This is a genomic window from Pseudomonas sp. MF6394, from assembly GCF_002018845.1.
GTDB lineage: Bacteria > Pseudomonadota > Gammaproteobacteria > Pseudomonadales > Pseudomonadaceae > Aquipseudomonas > Aquipseudomonas lactis.
This window is the reverse complement of sequence record NZ_MVOJ01000013.1, coordinates 123885-139746: the sequence shown is the minus strand read 5'-3', so window position 1 is coordinate 139746 and position 15862 is coordinate 123885. Positions and strand designations below refer to the sequence as shown.

Below are 15862 nucleotides of genomic sequence, written 5' to 3'. Positions count from 1 at the left end.
CAGGCAAGCCAGCTCCCACATTGTTTGGTGTGGTGTCAGTTGTCAGATGGCGTTATGGGTCTTGAGCCAACCCAAACCTGCCTCGGTAGTGGTCAACGGCTTGTACTCACAGCCGACCCAACCGGCGTAACCAATGCGGTCCAGATGCTCGAACAGGAAGCGGTAGTTGATCTCACCGGTGCCTGGCTCGTTGCGCCCTGGGTTGTCCGCCAGCTGGATATGGTTGATCTCGCCCAGGTGCGTCGCCATGGTCCGCGCCAGGTCACCTTCCATGATTTGCATGTGGTAGATGTCGTATTGCAGGAACAGGTTGGCGCTGCCCACTTGCTCGCGAATCGACAGGGCCTGAGCCGTGTTGTTGAGGTAGAAGCCTGGAATGTCGCGGGTGTTGATCATCTCCATCACCAGCTTGATACCCGCCGCCTGCAGCTTCTCGGCGGCGTACTTGAGGTTGGCGACGAAAGTCTTTTCTACGGTCTCGTCATCGACGCCTTGTGGCCGGATACCCGCCAGGCAGTTGACCTGGGTGTTGCCCAATACCTGGGCATAGGCGATAGCCAGCTTGACCCCGGCACGGAACTCCTCGACCCGGTCCGGGTGGCACGCCAGGCCGCGCTCGCCCTTGGCCCAGTCACCGGCTGGCAGGTTGAACAACACCTGGGTCAGGCCGTTGGCGTCCAGCTGCGCCTTGATGTCGGCAGAGCTGAATTCATACGGGAACAGGTACTCCACGCCTTGGAAACCGGCATCGGCAGCCGCTTTGAAGCGGGCAAGGAAGTCCTGTTCGGTAAACAACATGGACAGGTTGGCAGCAAAGCGCGGCATAGGGTTCTCCTTAATCGAGCAGGGAAATGGCAGTCGGCGCATCGTTGCCGACCAGGGCCAGATCTTCGAATTCATTGACGGCGTTGATCTCGGTGCCCATGGAAATATTGGTCACCCGTTCCAGAATAATCTCAACGATCACCGGCACCTTGAATTCTTCGATCATCTCTTGGGCGCGGCGCAAGGCCGGTTGGATCTGGCCCGGCTCGAACACACGCAGGGCCTTGCAACCCAGGCCCTCGGCAACCGCCACATGGTCGACGCCGTAGCCGTTGAGTTCCGGGGCGTTGAGGTTGTCGAAGGACAGCTGCACGCAGTAGTCCATCTCGAACCCACGCTGGGCCTGGCGGATCAGGCCCAGGTAAGAGTTGTTCACCACCACGTGGATGTAGGGCAGCTTGAACTGCGCGCCCACCGCCAGTTCTTCGATCATGAACTGGAAGTCATAGTCGCCCGACAAGGCCACCACTTTGCGGCTCGGGTCGGCCTTGACCACGCCCAGCGCTGCCGGAATGGTCCAGCCCAATGGGCCGGCCTGGCCGCAGTTGATCCAGTGACGTGGCTTGTACACATGCAAAAATTGCGCGCCGGCAATCTGCGACAAACCGATGGTGCTGACGTAGCAGGTGTCTTTGCCGAACACCTGGTTCATCTCTTCGTACACGCGCTGCGGCTTGACCGGTACGTTGTCGAAGTGGGTTTTGCGGTGCAGGGTGGCCTTGCGTTGTTGGCAGTCATGCAACCAGGCACTGCGGTCCTTGAGCTTGCCGGCGGCTTTCCACTCGCGGGCCACTTCGATGAACATTGTCAGCGCGGAGCCGGCGTCGGAAACGATGCCCAAGTCCGGCGTGAACACGCGGCCGATCTGGGTCGGTTCGATGTCGACGTGAATGAATTTACGGCCCTCGGTGTACACCTCGACCGAACCGGTGTGACGGTTGGCCCAGCGGTTGCCGATGCCCAGCACCACGTCCGACTTGAGCATCGTCGCGTTGCCGTAGCGGTGCGAGGTTTGCAGGCCGACCATGCCCACCATCAGCGGGTGGTCGTCCGGGATCGTGCCCCAGCCCATCAGGGTCGGGATCACCGGAATGCCGGTCAACTCAGCGAACTCCACCAGCAGCTCGCTGGCATCGGCGTTGATCACGCCGCCGCCGCTCACCAGCAAGGGGCGTTCGGCTGCATCGAGCAGGGCCAGGGCTTTTTCCACCTGCACACGGGTCGCCAGCGGCTTGGCCAGGGGCAGTGGCTGGTAGGCGTCGATGTCGAATTCGATCTCGGCCATCTGTACGTCGAAGGGCAGATCGATCAATACCGGGCCGGGGCGGCCAGAGCGCATTTCATAGAAGGCTTTCTGGAACGCGTAAGGCACTTGGCCGGGTTCCAGCACCGTGGTTGCCCACTTGGTGACTGGCTTGACGATGCTGGTGATGTCCACGGCCTGGAAGTCTTCCTTGTGCATCCGGGCGCGAGGGGCTTGGCCGGTGATGCACAGGATCGGGATCGAGTCGGCCGAGGCGCTGTACAGGCCGGTGACCATGTCGGTACCCGCCGGGCCCGACGTGCCGATGCACACGCCGATATTGCCGGCCTTGGTGCGGGTGTAGCCCTCGGCCATGTGCGAGGCGCCTTCAACGTGGCGAGCAAGGACGTGATCGATGCCACCCACCTTCTGCAAGGCCGAATACAGCGGGTTGATCGCGGCGCCTGGGATACCGAAGGCGGTATCCACACCTTCACGGCGCATCACCAGGACGGCGGCTTCGATTGCTCTCATTTTGCTCATGGTTTTGGTGCCTCTTGCGTTTTGTAATTGTATACAAGTGGTGTCTGTCCAAAGTGTATTCACGCCGAGCTGCGTTGGTCAATGCCTTTCGTAAACTGACATTGGCGTTCGTCGGGAGCGCTTTTTTCGACGTATGGAGCCTTTGTTGGAAAATATTGTATACAAAAACAAATGTCATTGTGTTCTATTTGTGTGATCGAGCATCTGATCAAACAGACCTCACCGCTTTACCCATAACAAGATAAGGACGGCACCTATGAGCGCTTTAACCTTGAAACTCGCCACCCAACTGGCCACCCAGGCCCTTACCGCAGGCCGCACTATTTCGGCTGCGCCCCTGACCATCGCCGTGCTCGACAGCGGCGGCCACCTGGTCACCCTGCAACGCGAAGACGGTGCCAGCCTGCTACGCCCGCAAATCGCCATCGGCAAGGCCTGGGGCGCCATCGCCCTGGGCAAGGGCTCACGTTTGCTGGCACTGGACGCCCAACAGCGCCCGGCGTTTATCGCCGCGTTGAACAGCCTGGGGCAGGGCAGCGTCGTGCCGGCGCCGGGTGGGGTGTTGATTCGGGATCAGAGCGGCGTGGTGCTGGGCGCGATCGGGATCAGCGGGGACACGTCCGATATTGACGAACAGTGTGCGATCACGGCGATAGAGGGGGTGGGGTTGCTGGCGGATGCGGGGGTGTCGGCTTGAATCGGGGCTGATGGATCGGGCCTCTTCGCGAGCAAGCCCGCTCCCACAGGGGAATGCGTTCCAAATGTGGGAGCGGGCTTGCTCGCGAAAGGGGCGCCTCGGTCTTGGCGCTATACCCAAACGGCATCCCACAGCGGATAGTCGCCAATCCGCTTTACCAGCCCAGCTCTCAGGGGATTGGCAACCACATACCTGGCCATTTTTACCAAGTCATCTTCTTTGCGCAGGGCCCGGTCATGAAAGCTGGTTTGCCATAGTCGACCCTTGCGGCCGGTAGCGCCGTTTACGCTACGGGTACTTTTGGATTTCACCTGACACATTAGATCTCCCAGCGAGCCTTGTTGCAGTTCGATCAGCCAGTGGAAGTGGTCGGGCATCACCACCCAAGCCAGAGAGTGTGCCAACCTTTGGTATTGGGCGAGTCTGAATTGCCAGACGACCAAGCGACCCAGATGAAAGTCATTGAACATCGGCACACGTTCATGGGTGTTGGTGGTGATCAGATAGATGCGGTTGGACTCGCTGAATCTGCCGATACGCAGGCGGTGTGATGTAGCTCGATCAGGCATTCCTTGGCCTCTCTTCAGATGGGGTTCTGAGAGGCTAGATCTTGGTGGCTGAGGCTGATCTGTGGACTTTTGGCAGGATGTGTCTGGGAGGGCGCTTTCGCGAGCAAGCCCGCTCCCATAGGGGGATTTGTGCGGTTTATACAATGTGTGTCTGGCTTTGTACCTACCTGTGGGAGCGGGCTTGCTCGCGAATTTTACAGGCGCCGCGGTCTATCAGTCCGGCTCACACCCCTTGAGTACCAACCGAATAATCGTCTGCGCCGCCGCCTCATAATCGGCTTCATCCAGCTTGGCCTTGCCGGTCACTGCCGAGATCTGCCAGTCGAAATCGGCATAGGTCTGGGTGGCTGCCCAGATGCTGAACATCAGGTGGTTGGGGTCAATCGCTGCGATCAGGCCACGGTCAACCCAGCTCTGGATGCAGTCGATATTGTGCTTGGCCTGGGCATTGAGCTGTTCAACCTGATCGGCGCTCAGGTGTGGGGCGCCGTGCATGATTTCGCTGGCGAACACCTTGGAGGCGAACGGCAGGTCGCGGGAGATGCGGATTTTGGAACGGATGTAGTTGCTCAACACTTCCTTGGGCTCGCCGTCGGGGTTGAACGGCGTAGAGGCGGCCAGGATCGGCTCGATGATGCTTTCGAGCACCTCGCGGTAGAGGTTGTCCTTGGATTTGAAGTAGTAATAGACATTGGGCTTGGGCAGCCCGGCCTTGGCGGCGATGTCGCTGGTTTTGGTCGCGGCGAAGCCCTTGTCGGCAAACTCCTCGCTCGCCGCCCGCAGGATTTTTTCTTTGTTGCGCTCGCGAATGCTGCTCATAAACCAGACGTTTCCTTGCCATGACAGGCGGTTGCGCATGGTAGCACCGGCCATCCGCAGGCCTCAACAATCTGCCCACAAGGCCTTGCGCCGCGCTATGCTCGCGCCATCTCTCTCTAACGGAAGTCCGGTTCATGGCAGGAAGCAGCTTATTGGTGTTGATCGACGATATCGCCGCGGTACTCGATGACGTTGCGCTGATGACAAAAATGGCCGCCAAGAAGACATCGGGCGTGCTCGGCGATGACCTTGCACTGAACGCCCAGCAGGTCTCCGGCGTGCGCGCCGAGCGGGAAATCCCCGTGGTGTGGGCGGTGGCCAAGGGCTCGTTTATCAACAAGCTGATCCTGGTGCCGACGGCCCTGTTGATCAGCGCCTTTGCCCCCTGGGCGGTGATACCGTTATTGATGCTCGGCGGTGCCTACCTGTGTTTCGAGGGCTTTGAAAAACTCGCTCACAAGTTCCTGCACAGCAAGGCTGAAGATCAAGCCGAACACGCACAGTTGGCTGAAGCGGTGGCCGACCCGGCAACCGATCTGGTGGCGTTCGAGAAAGACAAGATCAAGGGCGCGATCCGCACCGACTTCATTCTCTCCGCCGAGATCATCGCCATCACCCTCGGCATCGTCGCCGACGCGCAGCTCACGCAGCAGGTGATCGTGCTGTCGGGTATCGCCATTGTCATGACCATCGGCGTATATGGATTGGTGGCCGGTATCGTCAAGCTCGACGACCTGGGGCTGTGGCTGACGCAGAAACCGGGCCAGGTGGCGCGCAGTATTGGCGGCGCGATCCTGAGCGCGGCACCCTATATGATGAAGAGCCTGTCAGTGATCGGCACGGCGGCGATGTTCATGGTCGGTGGTGGCATCCTTACCCATGGCGTGCCCGTGGTGCATCACTGGATCGAAACCGTGAGCCAGAGCACCGGCGCGTTCGCGTGGCTGATGCCAACGCTGCTCAATGCGGTGGCGGGGATCATTGCCGGCGCCGTCGTCCTGGCAGTGGTCAGTGTGGCAGGTAAAGGTTGGAAAGCACTGCGAGGGTGAAACCGCAGGCATAAAAAAGGCCATTCAATCGAATGGCCTTTTTTTTTTCCTGCGGTTTACTCGGCGATCTGCAACTTGCGCGATTCGGTGTAGATATACCGCACCTTCTCATACTCGAACGGCGAGTTCATCTGGCCGTAGCGGAAGCTGGTCTGGTAGCGCTTGTCGACGGCGCGCAGGGCCCAGACTTCCGGATGGTTGGAGCTGACTTCGGACACGTTGAGGAAGTTGATCTGCGATTCGGCGCTGTAGTCCACCAGCAGGCCGCCGGTATCACGCAGGTTCGACGGCCCGAAAATCGGCAGCATCAGGTAGGCGCCACCCGGTACACCGTAGAAGCCCAAGGTCTGGCCGAAGTCTTCGCTCTGGCGCGGCAGGCCCATGGCGGTGGCCGGGTCCCACAGGCCAGCGATGCCAATGGTGGTGTTGACCAGCAGGCGCCCGGTGGTTTCCAGCGAGCGGTGGCCCTTGAGCTGCAACAAGCTGTTCATCAGGTTGGGCACATCGCCCAGGTTGTTGAAGAAGTTGCTCACGCCGGTGCGCAGAAAGCTCGGCGTGACATAGCGGTAACCGTTCACCACCGGCAGGAACACCCACTGGTCGAAGCGATAGTTGAAGTGGTACACGCGGCGGTTCCACGACTCCAGTGGGTCGTAGACGTTGAGCGCGGTGAGCGTGGAGCGCTCGAATTCGCGCTGGTCCAAGCCTGGGTTGAACTTGAGCTTGGTCAGCGGCTCCTTGAAGCCGTCGGCATCGACCTTGACGGGTTCTTGGGCCTTGCTGTTGTCGGCATTGGCCACGCCTGCGCACATCAGTGCGGCGAGCAGCAGAAGATATTTAGCCACGGAAGAACTCCAGCATGGCGTCGGCGTTGACGCGGTAATTAAGGTTGCCGCAGTGGCCGCCCAGCGGGTAGACGGTCAAGCGATCGCCGAAAGTTTTACGCAGGAAGCCCAGGTCGCCAGGGCCGAGGATCACGTCGTCGGCGTTATGCATCACGGCGATTTTCGGGCTGTCGCGCAGGTAGTCCTTGAGGGCGTAGAGGCTGACCTGGTCGATCAGTTGCAGCAGGCTGCCGCCATCGGAACGCGCGCGCCACATCGGGATCACTTGTTCGGTGAGGTAGCAGTCGAAGTCACACTGCAGGGCACGCTTGAGGAACGGCGTGAGGCTGGTGCCTTCGGTGATCGGGTACTTGGGCGGAATAATCAGGCCACGTCGGTTGATCAAGTCCGAAGTGAAGGCAATGTCGGCGGCCGAGAAGCGGAACGAGGTGCCGATCAGCATGGCCATCTGTTCGTTGGTCAGGTGCTGCTTGGACTGCTGGAAGTCATAAAGCAGGGCATCGTTGAGGTCGATGTAGCCTTTTTGCTGGAAGTAACGCGTCAGTTTGCTCAGCACCAGCTCATAGAAGGTGGTGCTGTTGTTGATGCCCTTGACCTCGGTCTGTACCAGCTTGTCGAGGTTGGTGATCGAGGTGTAGAGGTTGACCGGCGGGTTGAGCAGCAGCACTTTCTTGAAGTTGAAGCTGCGGCGGGTCTCATCCAGCCTGCTGACAAACGCCGCATCCAGGGCGCCCAGGCTGTAGCCGGTGAGGTAGAAATCGGTCACGGGCAACGAGGCGTTCTGCGCGCGTACGGCTTGCATCACGCGGTACATGTCTTCGGCGTCTTCCTGGGTGATGCCCGGGGTGGCGAAGCGCGAAGCGGCGCTGATGAAGTCGAAGCTGGTCGGCGAGGACAGCTGCACCACATGGTAGCCGGCTTGGTAATACAGCTTTTTCAGGTATTCGTTGATGCTGCTGTCAAAGCGTGCACCGGTGCCGGCGATCAGGAAGATCAACGGCGCAGCACGGTCCTGCTTGGCAATACGGTAGGTGAGTTTCTTCACCGCCCAGAAATTGTCCGGCAGGCTGAACTCGCGCTCGGGGCGCATCGTCAGGGTGTAGTCGGACTGGGTGATCTCGTCATCGGTCGGCAGGGTTGGCCGCAGATCGGGAGGTGTGGTGGCGATGGTCGCTTCGAACGGGTTGGTCAAAGGGTAGCCATAGCTGGCTTGGTCGATATCGACGGCCAGTGCTGACGCACTCAAAAATAGGCTGCCCAGCAAGGCAGCACAGCGCAAGGAACGGAGCATGACTTAATCCCTAAGAGGAACGGGCTGAATGAAGTTCGCAGGCTATGACCACCGCCTTGTCACCGAAGTGCCAGCACTCGGCACGAAAAGTCGGAAAAAACGTCGGAATCGGGGTAATAGTAGCGAGACGATACACTTTGCCATGCTTTGTTGAACAGATATCTGTGCGAACACCTTGCTAACGGCCGCCGTGGGATTAAGCTGGGCGCCGTTTTTGCCTATCGGAGTGCCCCATGTCCCGTCGTTTGCCGTTGATCCTGCTGCTTATTGCCCTGCCGTTATGGCTGGCCGCCAGTTATGCCGCACGTTATGGCTTCATGGAGGATGGGCAATGGGTTGGCATCTGCGCGGATGAGGCCAGCCGCTGGGAATGCCAGGTGCGTTCGAATTTGGGTTTGATGATTCATTTCAAGCTGCTGGGGTGGGCGGCGTTGATCACCTCGGTGCTGGGCTTTTTTGTACCGGGGCGTGCGGGATGGGCGTTGGCAGTAGTGGGGTTGGTGTTCGGGTTGCCGGCGCTGGCGTTGTACAACACGACGTTTGCGGTGTTTGCGGTGGTGATTGCGGGGTTGCGGTTGGTCAGGAAGCCGCGCGGCGCCTGATGTGGCCTCATCGCAGGCAAGCCAGCTCCCACAGTTGATTGGGTTCACACATTTCTATGTGTGAGCACGGTCAACTGTGGGAGCTGGCTTGCCTGCGATAGCGGTGTTAAACCTTGCGCACTCGCAAGCAACGCCACAAAGCCGCAACCATCAGCACGCTGACCACGGCCCAACCCCAGGCCTGCTGATTCAACAGCCCTTCACGGTACAACTGCGGCGCAATGCCGGCACCGATGATAAAGGCCAGCAACGCAATCTCCCGACGCGGCCCGGTCACCGGGCGTATCAGGTACACCAGGGCCGGCAGCACCAGCGCTGCGCTTGGGAAGCTGCGATAGCGCGGGTCAAACACCAGCGCCAGCATCATTACCGCACCGGCAAACCCGGCGATTGCCAGCAGCCAGCCGGCGCGCTGCTCCAGCCAGTTGAACCCGCGCGCACGCCAGCCTTCGCGGGCGCTGAGTGCCAGGGCGGCTTGGGCCAGCACCAGCAGGTTCAACGCCACCAGCAAGCCTGCCCATACCCATTCATCGCTGAAGCGCGCGGTAACGCGGGTCAGTTCGGCCCAACTGCCGATGGAACATGCCGCCACGGCACCGAGCAACGGCAGTATTAACGCTGAGCGAGTGCTGCGAACACGGCCGCCGAGCACCAGGGTGCCAAGCAGGATGAGCCCGCCGATGCCCAGCCACAGCGGCCAGTACGGCACGTTGGTCACAGGGCCTGCGAGAACGCCTTTGTCTTGGCGGTCTGCATCGAACAGCCCCCAGTAACCGCCCACAGCCCCTTCACTGGCGCGCTTCCATGGCTGGTCAAAGGCTTCGATCAGGTTATAGCGCCAGCCATTGGCTTCGGCCATGGCCACGAAACCGCGCATGAACCTGGCTTCATTGACCCGGCTGGGCACGGCGGTTTCGCGCTGGCGGCCCTCACTAGGCCAGCCGGTTTCACCGATCACGATGTCCTTGGGCGCGAATTTATGGCCGAAGGTCTGGCGCACATCACCCACGTGCTTGAGCGCCTGGTCGATGCCGGACGGTTCATCTTCCCAATACGGCAGCAGGTGAATGGTCAGGAAGTCCACCGCCGGCTCGATTTCCGGGTGTTGCAACCAAAACTCCCAGACATCGGCATAGGTGACGGGCTGCTTGATCTGGCTTTTAACCTGATGGATCAGCGCCACCAGTTGTTTGGCAGTGACTTCCTTGCGCAGCAGGGCTTCGTTGCCGACGATCACCGAGGTCACCACGTCCGGGCTGGCGTTGGCCGCCGCGATCAACTCGTTGATCTCTTTTTGAGTCGCCACGGGGTCACTGCTGACCCAGGCCCCGGCCATCACCTTCAACCCATGCTTGCGCGCCATGTCCGGCAGGGCTTCCAGGCCGGTCATGGAATAGGTGCGAATGCATTCAAAGCGCGTGGCGAGCAGCGCCAGGTCGGCGTCCATGCGCTCGGGGCGTAACCTGAACGGCTGATCGAACGGGGATTGGTCCTTGTCGAACGGTGTGTAGGACGCACATTGCAGCTTATGGCTGGCGCTGGCGACGTCCGGCAATACCACGGGCCGGCCGAGGCCGTACCAGTAGCCGGCAAGGGCAAGCACGCCGAGGATCAAGGCAAAGAAATAGGGCAGGGCAGGGAAGCGGGCAGTCGCGGGCATGGTCGGCTTATCTGGGGGAGCAAAGGCGCGCATCTTACCCGGATTTGCCGCAGCCCAGTGCGGCTGCATAATTTTGACATGCAAACTTCGGGCGGGATTCTGGCGATAACGCCTACAAAGCGTCCTACTGGCGATGTGATGTCGTTTCTTGCTCAACCAAGGTCGCTGACAGAGCAGGGCAAATGCCTACGCAGGTTGAAGATAAAACTGTCAGTACTCCACTGATGCCTCAGCAACCGGATCGATGCGCGTGAAGGGGGCGCGGTGCACCCTATAACAACAGTTTGACGTCGCTCGGCATCCGTCGGGCGCAGCACTTTCGGGGAAGTACTATGAAGATGCGACGACTCTTGGGCGCAGCTGCCACTCTGGTAGTTGCGATGGGCTCCACACTGGCCAGTGCCGACAGCAAGACCCTGAGCATCGGCTATGTGGACGGCTGGTCCGACAGCGTGGCCACCACTCATGTGGCGGCAGAGGTGATCAAGCAAAAACTCGGCTACGACGTAAAACTGCAAGCGGTTGCCACCGGGATCATGTGGCAGGGCGTTGCCACTGGCAAACTCGATGCCATGCTCTCCGCCTGGCTACCGGTGACCCACGGTGAATACTGGACCAAGAACAAGGACAAGGTGGTCGACTACGGCCCCAACTTCAAGGACGCCAAGATCGGCTTGATCGTGCCGGAGTACGTCAAGGCCAAGTCCATTGAAGACCTCAAGACCGATACCACCTTCAAGAACAAGATCGTCGGCATCGACGCCGGTTCAGGCGTAATGCTCAAGACCGACGAAGCCATCAAGCAATATGGCCTGGACTACAAACTGCAAGCCAGCTCGGGTGCGGCGATGATCGCAGAACTGACCCGCGCCGAAGACAAGCAAGAGTCGATTGCGGTCACCGGTTGGGTGCCGCACTGGATGTTCGCCAAGTGGAAACTGCGTTTCCTGGACGACCCAAAAGGGATTTATGGTGCTGCTGAAACGGTCAACAGCATCGGCAGCAAGGGCCTGGAGAAGAAAGCGCCGGAAGTCGCGGCCTTCCTGAAGAAATTCCAGTGGGCCTCCAAGGATGAAATCGGTGAAGTCATGCTGGCGATTCAAGAAGGCGCCAAGCCGGACGCCGCGGCCAAGGACTGGGTAGCCAAGCACCCCGAGCGCGTTGCCGAATGGACGGCTAAATAACCCCGCCCCAACTGTAGGAGCGAGCTTGCTCGCGAAGAACGCACCGGCACCGCGATCATCCAGAATGAACGCGTTATCGTTGACGTTTTTCGCGAGCAAGCTCGCTCCTACATTTTTTTCAAATCCTCGCTAAGCTCGATCTACTACTAAGGTCGTCTGGAACCCATTGCGCAGCCGCATACAGTGGATACGTTCCAAAATAATAAAAAGCTGTGCTGCGAGGATAAAAACAATGAACGACAGCATTTACCTCTCGATTCAAAACAGCCCGCGTTTCAAGGAGCTGGTCAGGAAAAGGGAAAGGTTCGCCTGGATTCTCTCGGCGATCATGCTAGGGCTTTACTCCGCTTTCATCCTGTTGATTGCCTACGGGCCACAAGTACTGGGGGCCAAGATCAGCCCCGGTTCATCGATTACCTGGGGCATTCCCCTGGGCGTGGGGCTGATTGTGTCGGCCTTCATTCTCACCGGCATCTACGTGCGTCGGGCGAACGGCGAATTTGACGACCTGAACAATGCGATTCTCAAGGAGGCTGCGCAATGATCCGGCGTCTATTGGCTCTATTCGGCGTTTCGCTGTTGGCTCCGGCCGTTTGGGCGGCGGACGCATTGACCGGTGAAGTGCACAAGCAACCGCTGAACGTCTCGGCCATTGTGATGTTCGTCGCGTTTGTCGGCGCCACCCTGTGCATCACTTACTGGGCGTCCAAGCGCAACAAATCGGCGGCGGACTATTATGCCGCGGGCGGCAAGATCACCGGTTTCCAGAACGGTCTGGCAATTGCCGGTGACTACATGTCGGCGGCGTCCTTCCTGGGGATTTCCGCGCTGGTGTTCACCTCCGGCTACGACGGCTTGATCTACTCGATCGGCTTCCTGGTGGGCTGGCCGATCATTCTGTTCCTGATCGCCGAGCGCCTGCGTAACCTGGGCAAATACACCTTTGCCGACGTGGCGTCCTATCGCCTGGGGCAAACTCAGATCCGCAGCCTGTCGGCCTGTGGCTCGCTGGTGGTGGTGGCGTTCTACCTGATCGCGCAGATGGTCGGCGCGGGCAAGCTGATCCAGCTGCTGTTTGGCCTTGATTACCATGTGGCGGTGATCCTGGTGGGTATCCTGATGTGCCTGTACGTGCTGTTCGGCGGCATGCTGGCGACCACCTGGGTGCAGATCATCAAGGCGGTACTGTTGCTGTCCGGTGCCTCGTTCATGGCACTGATGGTGATGAAGCACGTCAACTTCGACTTCAACATGCTGTTCTCCGAGGCGATCAAGGTTCACCCCAAAGGTGAAGCGATCATGAGCCCCGGCGGCCTGGTGAAAGACCCGATCTCGGCATTCTCCCTGGGCCTGGCACTGATGTTCGGTACCGCTGGCCTGCCGCACATCCTGATGCGCTTCTTCACGGTGAGCGACGCCAAGGAAGCGCGTAAGAGCGTGCTGTACGCAACCGGCTTCATCGGCTACTTCTATATCCTGACCTTCATCATCGGCTTCGGCGCGATCCTGTTGGTCAGCACCAACCCGGCGTTCAAGGACGCAGCGGGCGCCTTGCTCGGTGGCAACAACATGGCGGCGGTGCACCTGGCCAACGCGGTGGGCGGCAGTATCTTCCTGGCCTTCATCTCGGCCGTGGCGTTTGCCACCATCCTGGCGGTGGTTGCCGGCTTGACCCTGGCGGGTGCTTCGGCGGTGTCCCATGACCTGTATGCCAGCGTGATCAAGAAAGGCAAGGCCAACGAGAAGGACGAGATTCGCGTATCGAAGATCACCACCGTAGCCTTGGGTGTATTGGCCATCGGCCTGGGTATCCTGTTCGAAAGCCAGAACATTGCGTTCATGGTCGGCCTGGCGTTCTCCATCGCTGCCAGCTGTAACTTCCCGGTGCTGCTGCTTTCCATGTACTGGAAAAACCTCACCACCCGTGGCGCCATGATTGGCGGCTGGCTGGGCTTGATCAGCGCCGTGGGCTTGATGATCCTCGGCCCGACCATCTGGGTCTCGATCCTGCACCATGAAAAAGCGATCTTCCCGTACGAGTACCCGGCGCTGTTCTCGATGATCATTGCGTTCGTCGGCATCTGGTTCTTCTCCATCACCGACAAGTCGGCGGCGGCAGAGAAAGAGCGTGCGCTGTACTTCCCACAGTTTGTGCGTTCGCAGACTGGCCTGGGGGCGAGCGGGGCGGTTAATCACTAAGTTGTCAGTTGTGTAAGAGATACCCCGGTCGTAAGGCTGGGGTATTTTTTTGCCTGGGTTTTTGTGTTGTCTGGGCTGGCCTAATCGCGGTATAGGTATCCACACAATTTTGGTGCGACGCTGAACCTATGGCGAGGGAGCTTGCTCCCGTGACGGCCTGACAGCCGGCGCCGATCTAACTAACGCGCCGCGATTCAAATGTGGGAGCTGGCTTGCCTGCGAAGGCGGCCTGACAGTCAGCACAGTTGGACCGTTTACATATCCATTCCTGCGGTAACGGCCACCTAGGGTTCCGCTCTGACAGCGGCTCACTTTTGAAAAGCGCAAAAGTAAGCAAAACGCTCTTGCCCCACCACTCGGCACCTCGCTTAGGCTCGGTGTGCCCGTAATTCGCCAGTGATTTGGGGGGCCGCCGCCACGCGCCATCCATGGCGCGGGGCGGCTAAACCGGCATCCCTGCCGGTTTACCCCCCAAATCCCTGTCAAATTCCGGCCAGCGTGGTTTAACGGGGCGCCTAAGATCAAAAGCAGATCAAGAGCGGCTCGCTTCGCATCGTGGTTACCGTCTGCTGCTATAGCCCACAAAGTTGTGTAGATACCTATGCTGCGATGGCTGTAGATCAGGCCACACAAACAAAAACGGCCTCCACTAAGGGAGGCCGTTCTCAGTACAAACAAGCAGTCAAGTGCTTACTTGCGATCTTCCAGCTTGGTGATGTCACGCGACTCGTAGCCGGTGTACAGCTGGCGCGGGCGACCAATCTTGTACGGGCTGGAGAGCATTTCCTTCCAGTGGGAGATCCAGCCCACGGTCCGCGCCAGGGCGAAGATCACGGTGAACATGCTGGTTGGAATGCCGATCGCCTTGAGGATGATCCCCGAGTAGAAGTCGACGTTCGGGTACAGCGAGCGTTCGATGAAGTACGGGTCGGTCAGGGCGATCTCTTCCAGGCGCATGGCCAGTTCGAGTTGCGGATCGTTCTTGATGCCCAGTTCCTTCAGCACTTCGTCGCAGGTCTGCTTCATGACGGTAGCGCGCGGGTCGCGGTTCTTGTACACCCGGTGACCGAAGCCCATCAGCTTGAACGGATCGTTCTTGTCCTTGGCCTTGGCGATGAATTTGTCGATGTTGGACACATCGCCGATTTCATCGAGCATGGTCAATACGGCTTCGTTTGCACCGCCGTGGGCAGGGCCCCACAGTGCGGCGATGCCGGCGGCAATACAGGCGAACGGGTTGGCACCCGAAGAGCCCGCCAGGCGCACGGTAGAGGTGGAAGCGTTCTGCTCGTGGTCGGCGTGGAGGATGAAGATCCGGTCCATGGCCTTGGCGAGCACCGGGCTGATCGGTTTGATCTCGCACGGGGTGTTGAACATCATGTGCAGGAAGTTTTCCGCGTACGTCAGGTCGTTGCGCGGGTACATCATGGGTTGGCCCATGGAGTACTTGTAAACCATTGCGGCCAGGGTCGGCATCTTGGCAACCAGGCGGATCGCGGAAATTTCGCGATGCTGCGGGTTATTGATGTCCAGGGAGTCGTGATAGAAGGCCGACAGGGCGCCTACTACACCGCACATGACGGCCATTGGGTGGGCGTCGCGACGGAAGCCGTTGAAGAAGGTCTTCAACTGCTCGTGCACCATGGTGTGGTTCTTCACGGTGCTGACGAACTGGGCTTTCTGCTCGGCTGTTGGCAATTCACCATTTAGCAGCAGGTAGCAGGTTTCCAGGTAGTCCGACTTTTCAGCCAGTTGCTCGATCGGGTAGCCGCGATGAAGCAGAATGCCATTATCACCATCGATATAGGTGATCTTCGACTCGCAGGACGCGGTCGACATGAAGCCTGGGTCGAAAGTAAAACGGCCCGTGGCCGTCAGGCCCCGTACGTCGATAACATCGGGACCAACGGTGCCGGTTAAAATGGGCAGCTCGACGGGGGCTGCGCCCTCGATGATCAACTGCGCTTTTTTGTCAGCCATGTGGCCTCCTATTTATGCTTCAAATCATCAGACAGACCCCCCACGCAGGGCCCGCACCACTATATTGATATAAATCCAGATGTCAATTTGCCTAAAGTCTTGCGCCAGAAGGCTTTAACCGTACTTTTTCGTCGAAATTGACTGCCATTTACGCCTTTTATCCCGCCAGCGCAATCAGCTATTAGGGTGAGGTGTGCGCGTTGTCATTAGTAACCTAACTGTCTATACTCGGCCACCGACCGCCAAGGGCTTTTGGGCTTGCTTTCATTGGGGGTCGCACTCCCTGGGTGGTGCTTACCTGACCAGTCGCACTCCCCAACAACTTTGCCCTGATTGTTAGGGGCTCTTCAGTGTGA

Annotated in this window: 14 protein-coding genes; 6 read left to right on the top strand and 8 right to left on the bottom strand. The window is 59.4% G+C overall.

Features of this window, described 5'->3' with window-relative positions:
* Positions 1–42: 42 nt before the first annotated feature.
* On the bottom strand, positions 43–825 hold the full coding sequence (hyi, locus tag MF6394_RS15745) for a hydroxypyruvate isomerase (protein ID WP_003189985.1): 783 nt from the start codon (positions 823–825) through the stop codon (positions 43–45).
* Between the two features lie 10 nt (positions 826–835).
* On the bottom strand, positions 836–2611 hold the full coding sequence (gcl, locus tag MF6394_RS15740) for a glyoxylate carboligase (protein ID WP_003189987.1): 1776 nt from the start codon (positions 2609–2611) through the stop codon (positions 836–838).
* A gap of 256 nt (positions 2612–2867) precedes the next feature.
* Here gcl and MF6394_RS15735 point away from each other — a divergent pair, with 256 nt between their 5' ends.
* Positions 2868–3308 (top strand): GlcG/HbpS family heme-binding protein, encoded by a 441-nt coding sequence (locus tag MF6394_RS15735; protein WP_044273006.1) that lies wholly within the window; start codon positions 2868–2870, stop codon positions 3306–3308.
* Positions 3309–3418: 110 nt separating this feature from the next.
* Here the strand turns inward: MF6394_RS15735 and MF6394_RS15730 are convergent, their stop codons facing one another.
* Both MF6394_RS15730 and MF6394_RS15725 read right to left on the bottom strand, forming a co-directional pair.
* Positions 3419–3877 (bottom strand): REP-associated tyrosine transposase, encoded by a 459-nt coding sequence (locus MF6394_RS15730; protein WP_078467014.1) that lies wholly within the window; start codon positions 3875–3877, stop codon positions 3419–3421.
* 213 nt (positions 3878–4090) lie between these two features.
* Positions 4091–4696: a TetR/AcrR family transcriptional regulator gene (locus tag MF6394_RS15725; protein WP_003189991.1), complete on the bottom strand. Its 606-nt coding sequence runs from the start codon at positions 4694–4696 to the stop codon at positions 4091–4093.
* Between the two features lie 134 nt (positions 4697–4830).
* Between MF6394_RS15725 and MF6394_RS15720 the strand changes: the two genes are divergently transcribed.
* Positions 4831–5745: a DUF808 domain-containing protein gene (locus tag MF6394_RS15720; protein ID WP_072448146.1), complete on the top strand. Its 915-nt coding sequence runs from the start codon at positions 4831–4833 to the stop codon at positions 5743–5745.
* A gap of 56 nt (positions 5746–5801) precedes the next feature.
* On the opposite strand, the gene MF6394_RS15715 is transcribed toward MF6394_RS15720, so the two are convergent.
* On the bottom strand, positions 5802–6590 hold the full coding sequence (locus tag MF6394_RS15715) for an MlaA family lipoprotein (RefSeq protein ID WP_003189993.1): 789 nt from the start codon (positions 6588–6590) through the stop codon (positions 5802–5804).
* Entirely contained in the window at positions 6583–7881 is a 1299-nt protein-coding gene (locus tag MF6394_RS15710; RefSeq protein WP_044273009.1) for a serine/threonine protein kinase, read from the bottom strand. The genes MF6394_RS15715 and MF6394_RS15710 overlap by 8 nt, the downstream gene beginning before the upstream one ends.
* Before the next feature lie 233 nt (positions 7882–8114).
* Here MF6394_RS15710 and MF6394_RS15705 point away from each other — a divergent pair, with 233 nt between their 5' ends.
* Complete coding sequence (locus tag MF6394_RS15705) at positions 8115–8483, top strand: hypothetical protein (protein WP_014717724.1); 369 nt, start codon at positions 8115–8117, stop codon at positions 8481–8483.
* A 106-nt stretch (positions 8484–8589) separates the two neighbouring features.
* Here MF6394_RS15705 and MF6394_RS15700 read toward each other — a convergent pair whose 3' ends face one another.
* Positions 8590–10143 (bottom strand): glycoside hydrolase family 17 protein, encoded by a 1554-nt coding sequence (locus MF6394_RS15700; RefSeq protein WP_078467013.1) that lies wholly within the window; start codon positions 10141–10143, stop codon positions 8590–8592.
* Between the two features lie 332 nt (positions 10144–10475).
* Between MF6394_RS15700 and MF6394_RS15695 the strand changes: the two genes are divergently transcribed.
* The 3 genes from MF6394_RS15695 (at position 10476) to MF6394_RS15685 (ending at position 13526) form a co-directional block, all read left to right on the top strand.
* Positions 10476–11327, top strand: coding sequence for a glycine betaine ABC transporter substrate-binding protein (locus MF6394_RS15695; RefSeq protein WP_003233255.1), 852 nt, complete (start codon positions 10476–10478; stop codon positions 11325–11327).
* A 232-nt stretch (positions 11328–11559) separates the two neighbouring features.
* The gene (locus MF6394_RS15690; protein ID WP_003190001.1) at positions 11560–11871 is read left to right on the top strand and encodes a DUF485 domain-containing protein; all 312 of its coding nucleotides are present in this window, start codon (positions 11560–11562) and stop codon (positions 11869–11871) included.
* On the top strand, positions 11868–13526 hold the full coding sequence (locus MF6394_RS15685) for a cation acetate symporter (protein WP_078467012.1): 1659 nt from the start codon (positions 11868–11870) through the stop codon (positions 13524–13526). Before MF6394_RS15690 ends, MF6394_RS15685 begins: the two co-directional genes overlap by 4 nt.
* Positions 13527–14216: 690 nt before the next feature.
* Here MF6394_RS15685 and gltA read toward each other — a convergent pair.
* Positions 14217–15506, bottom strand: coding sequence for a citrate synthase (gene gltA / locus MF6394_RS15670; RefSeq protein ID WP_003172803.1), 1290 nt, complete (start codon positions 15504–15506; stop codon positions 14217–14219).
* Between the last annotated feature and the right edge of the window lie 356 nt (positions 15507–15862).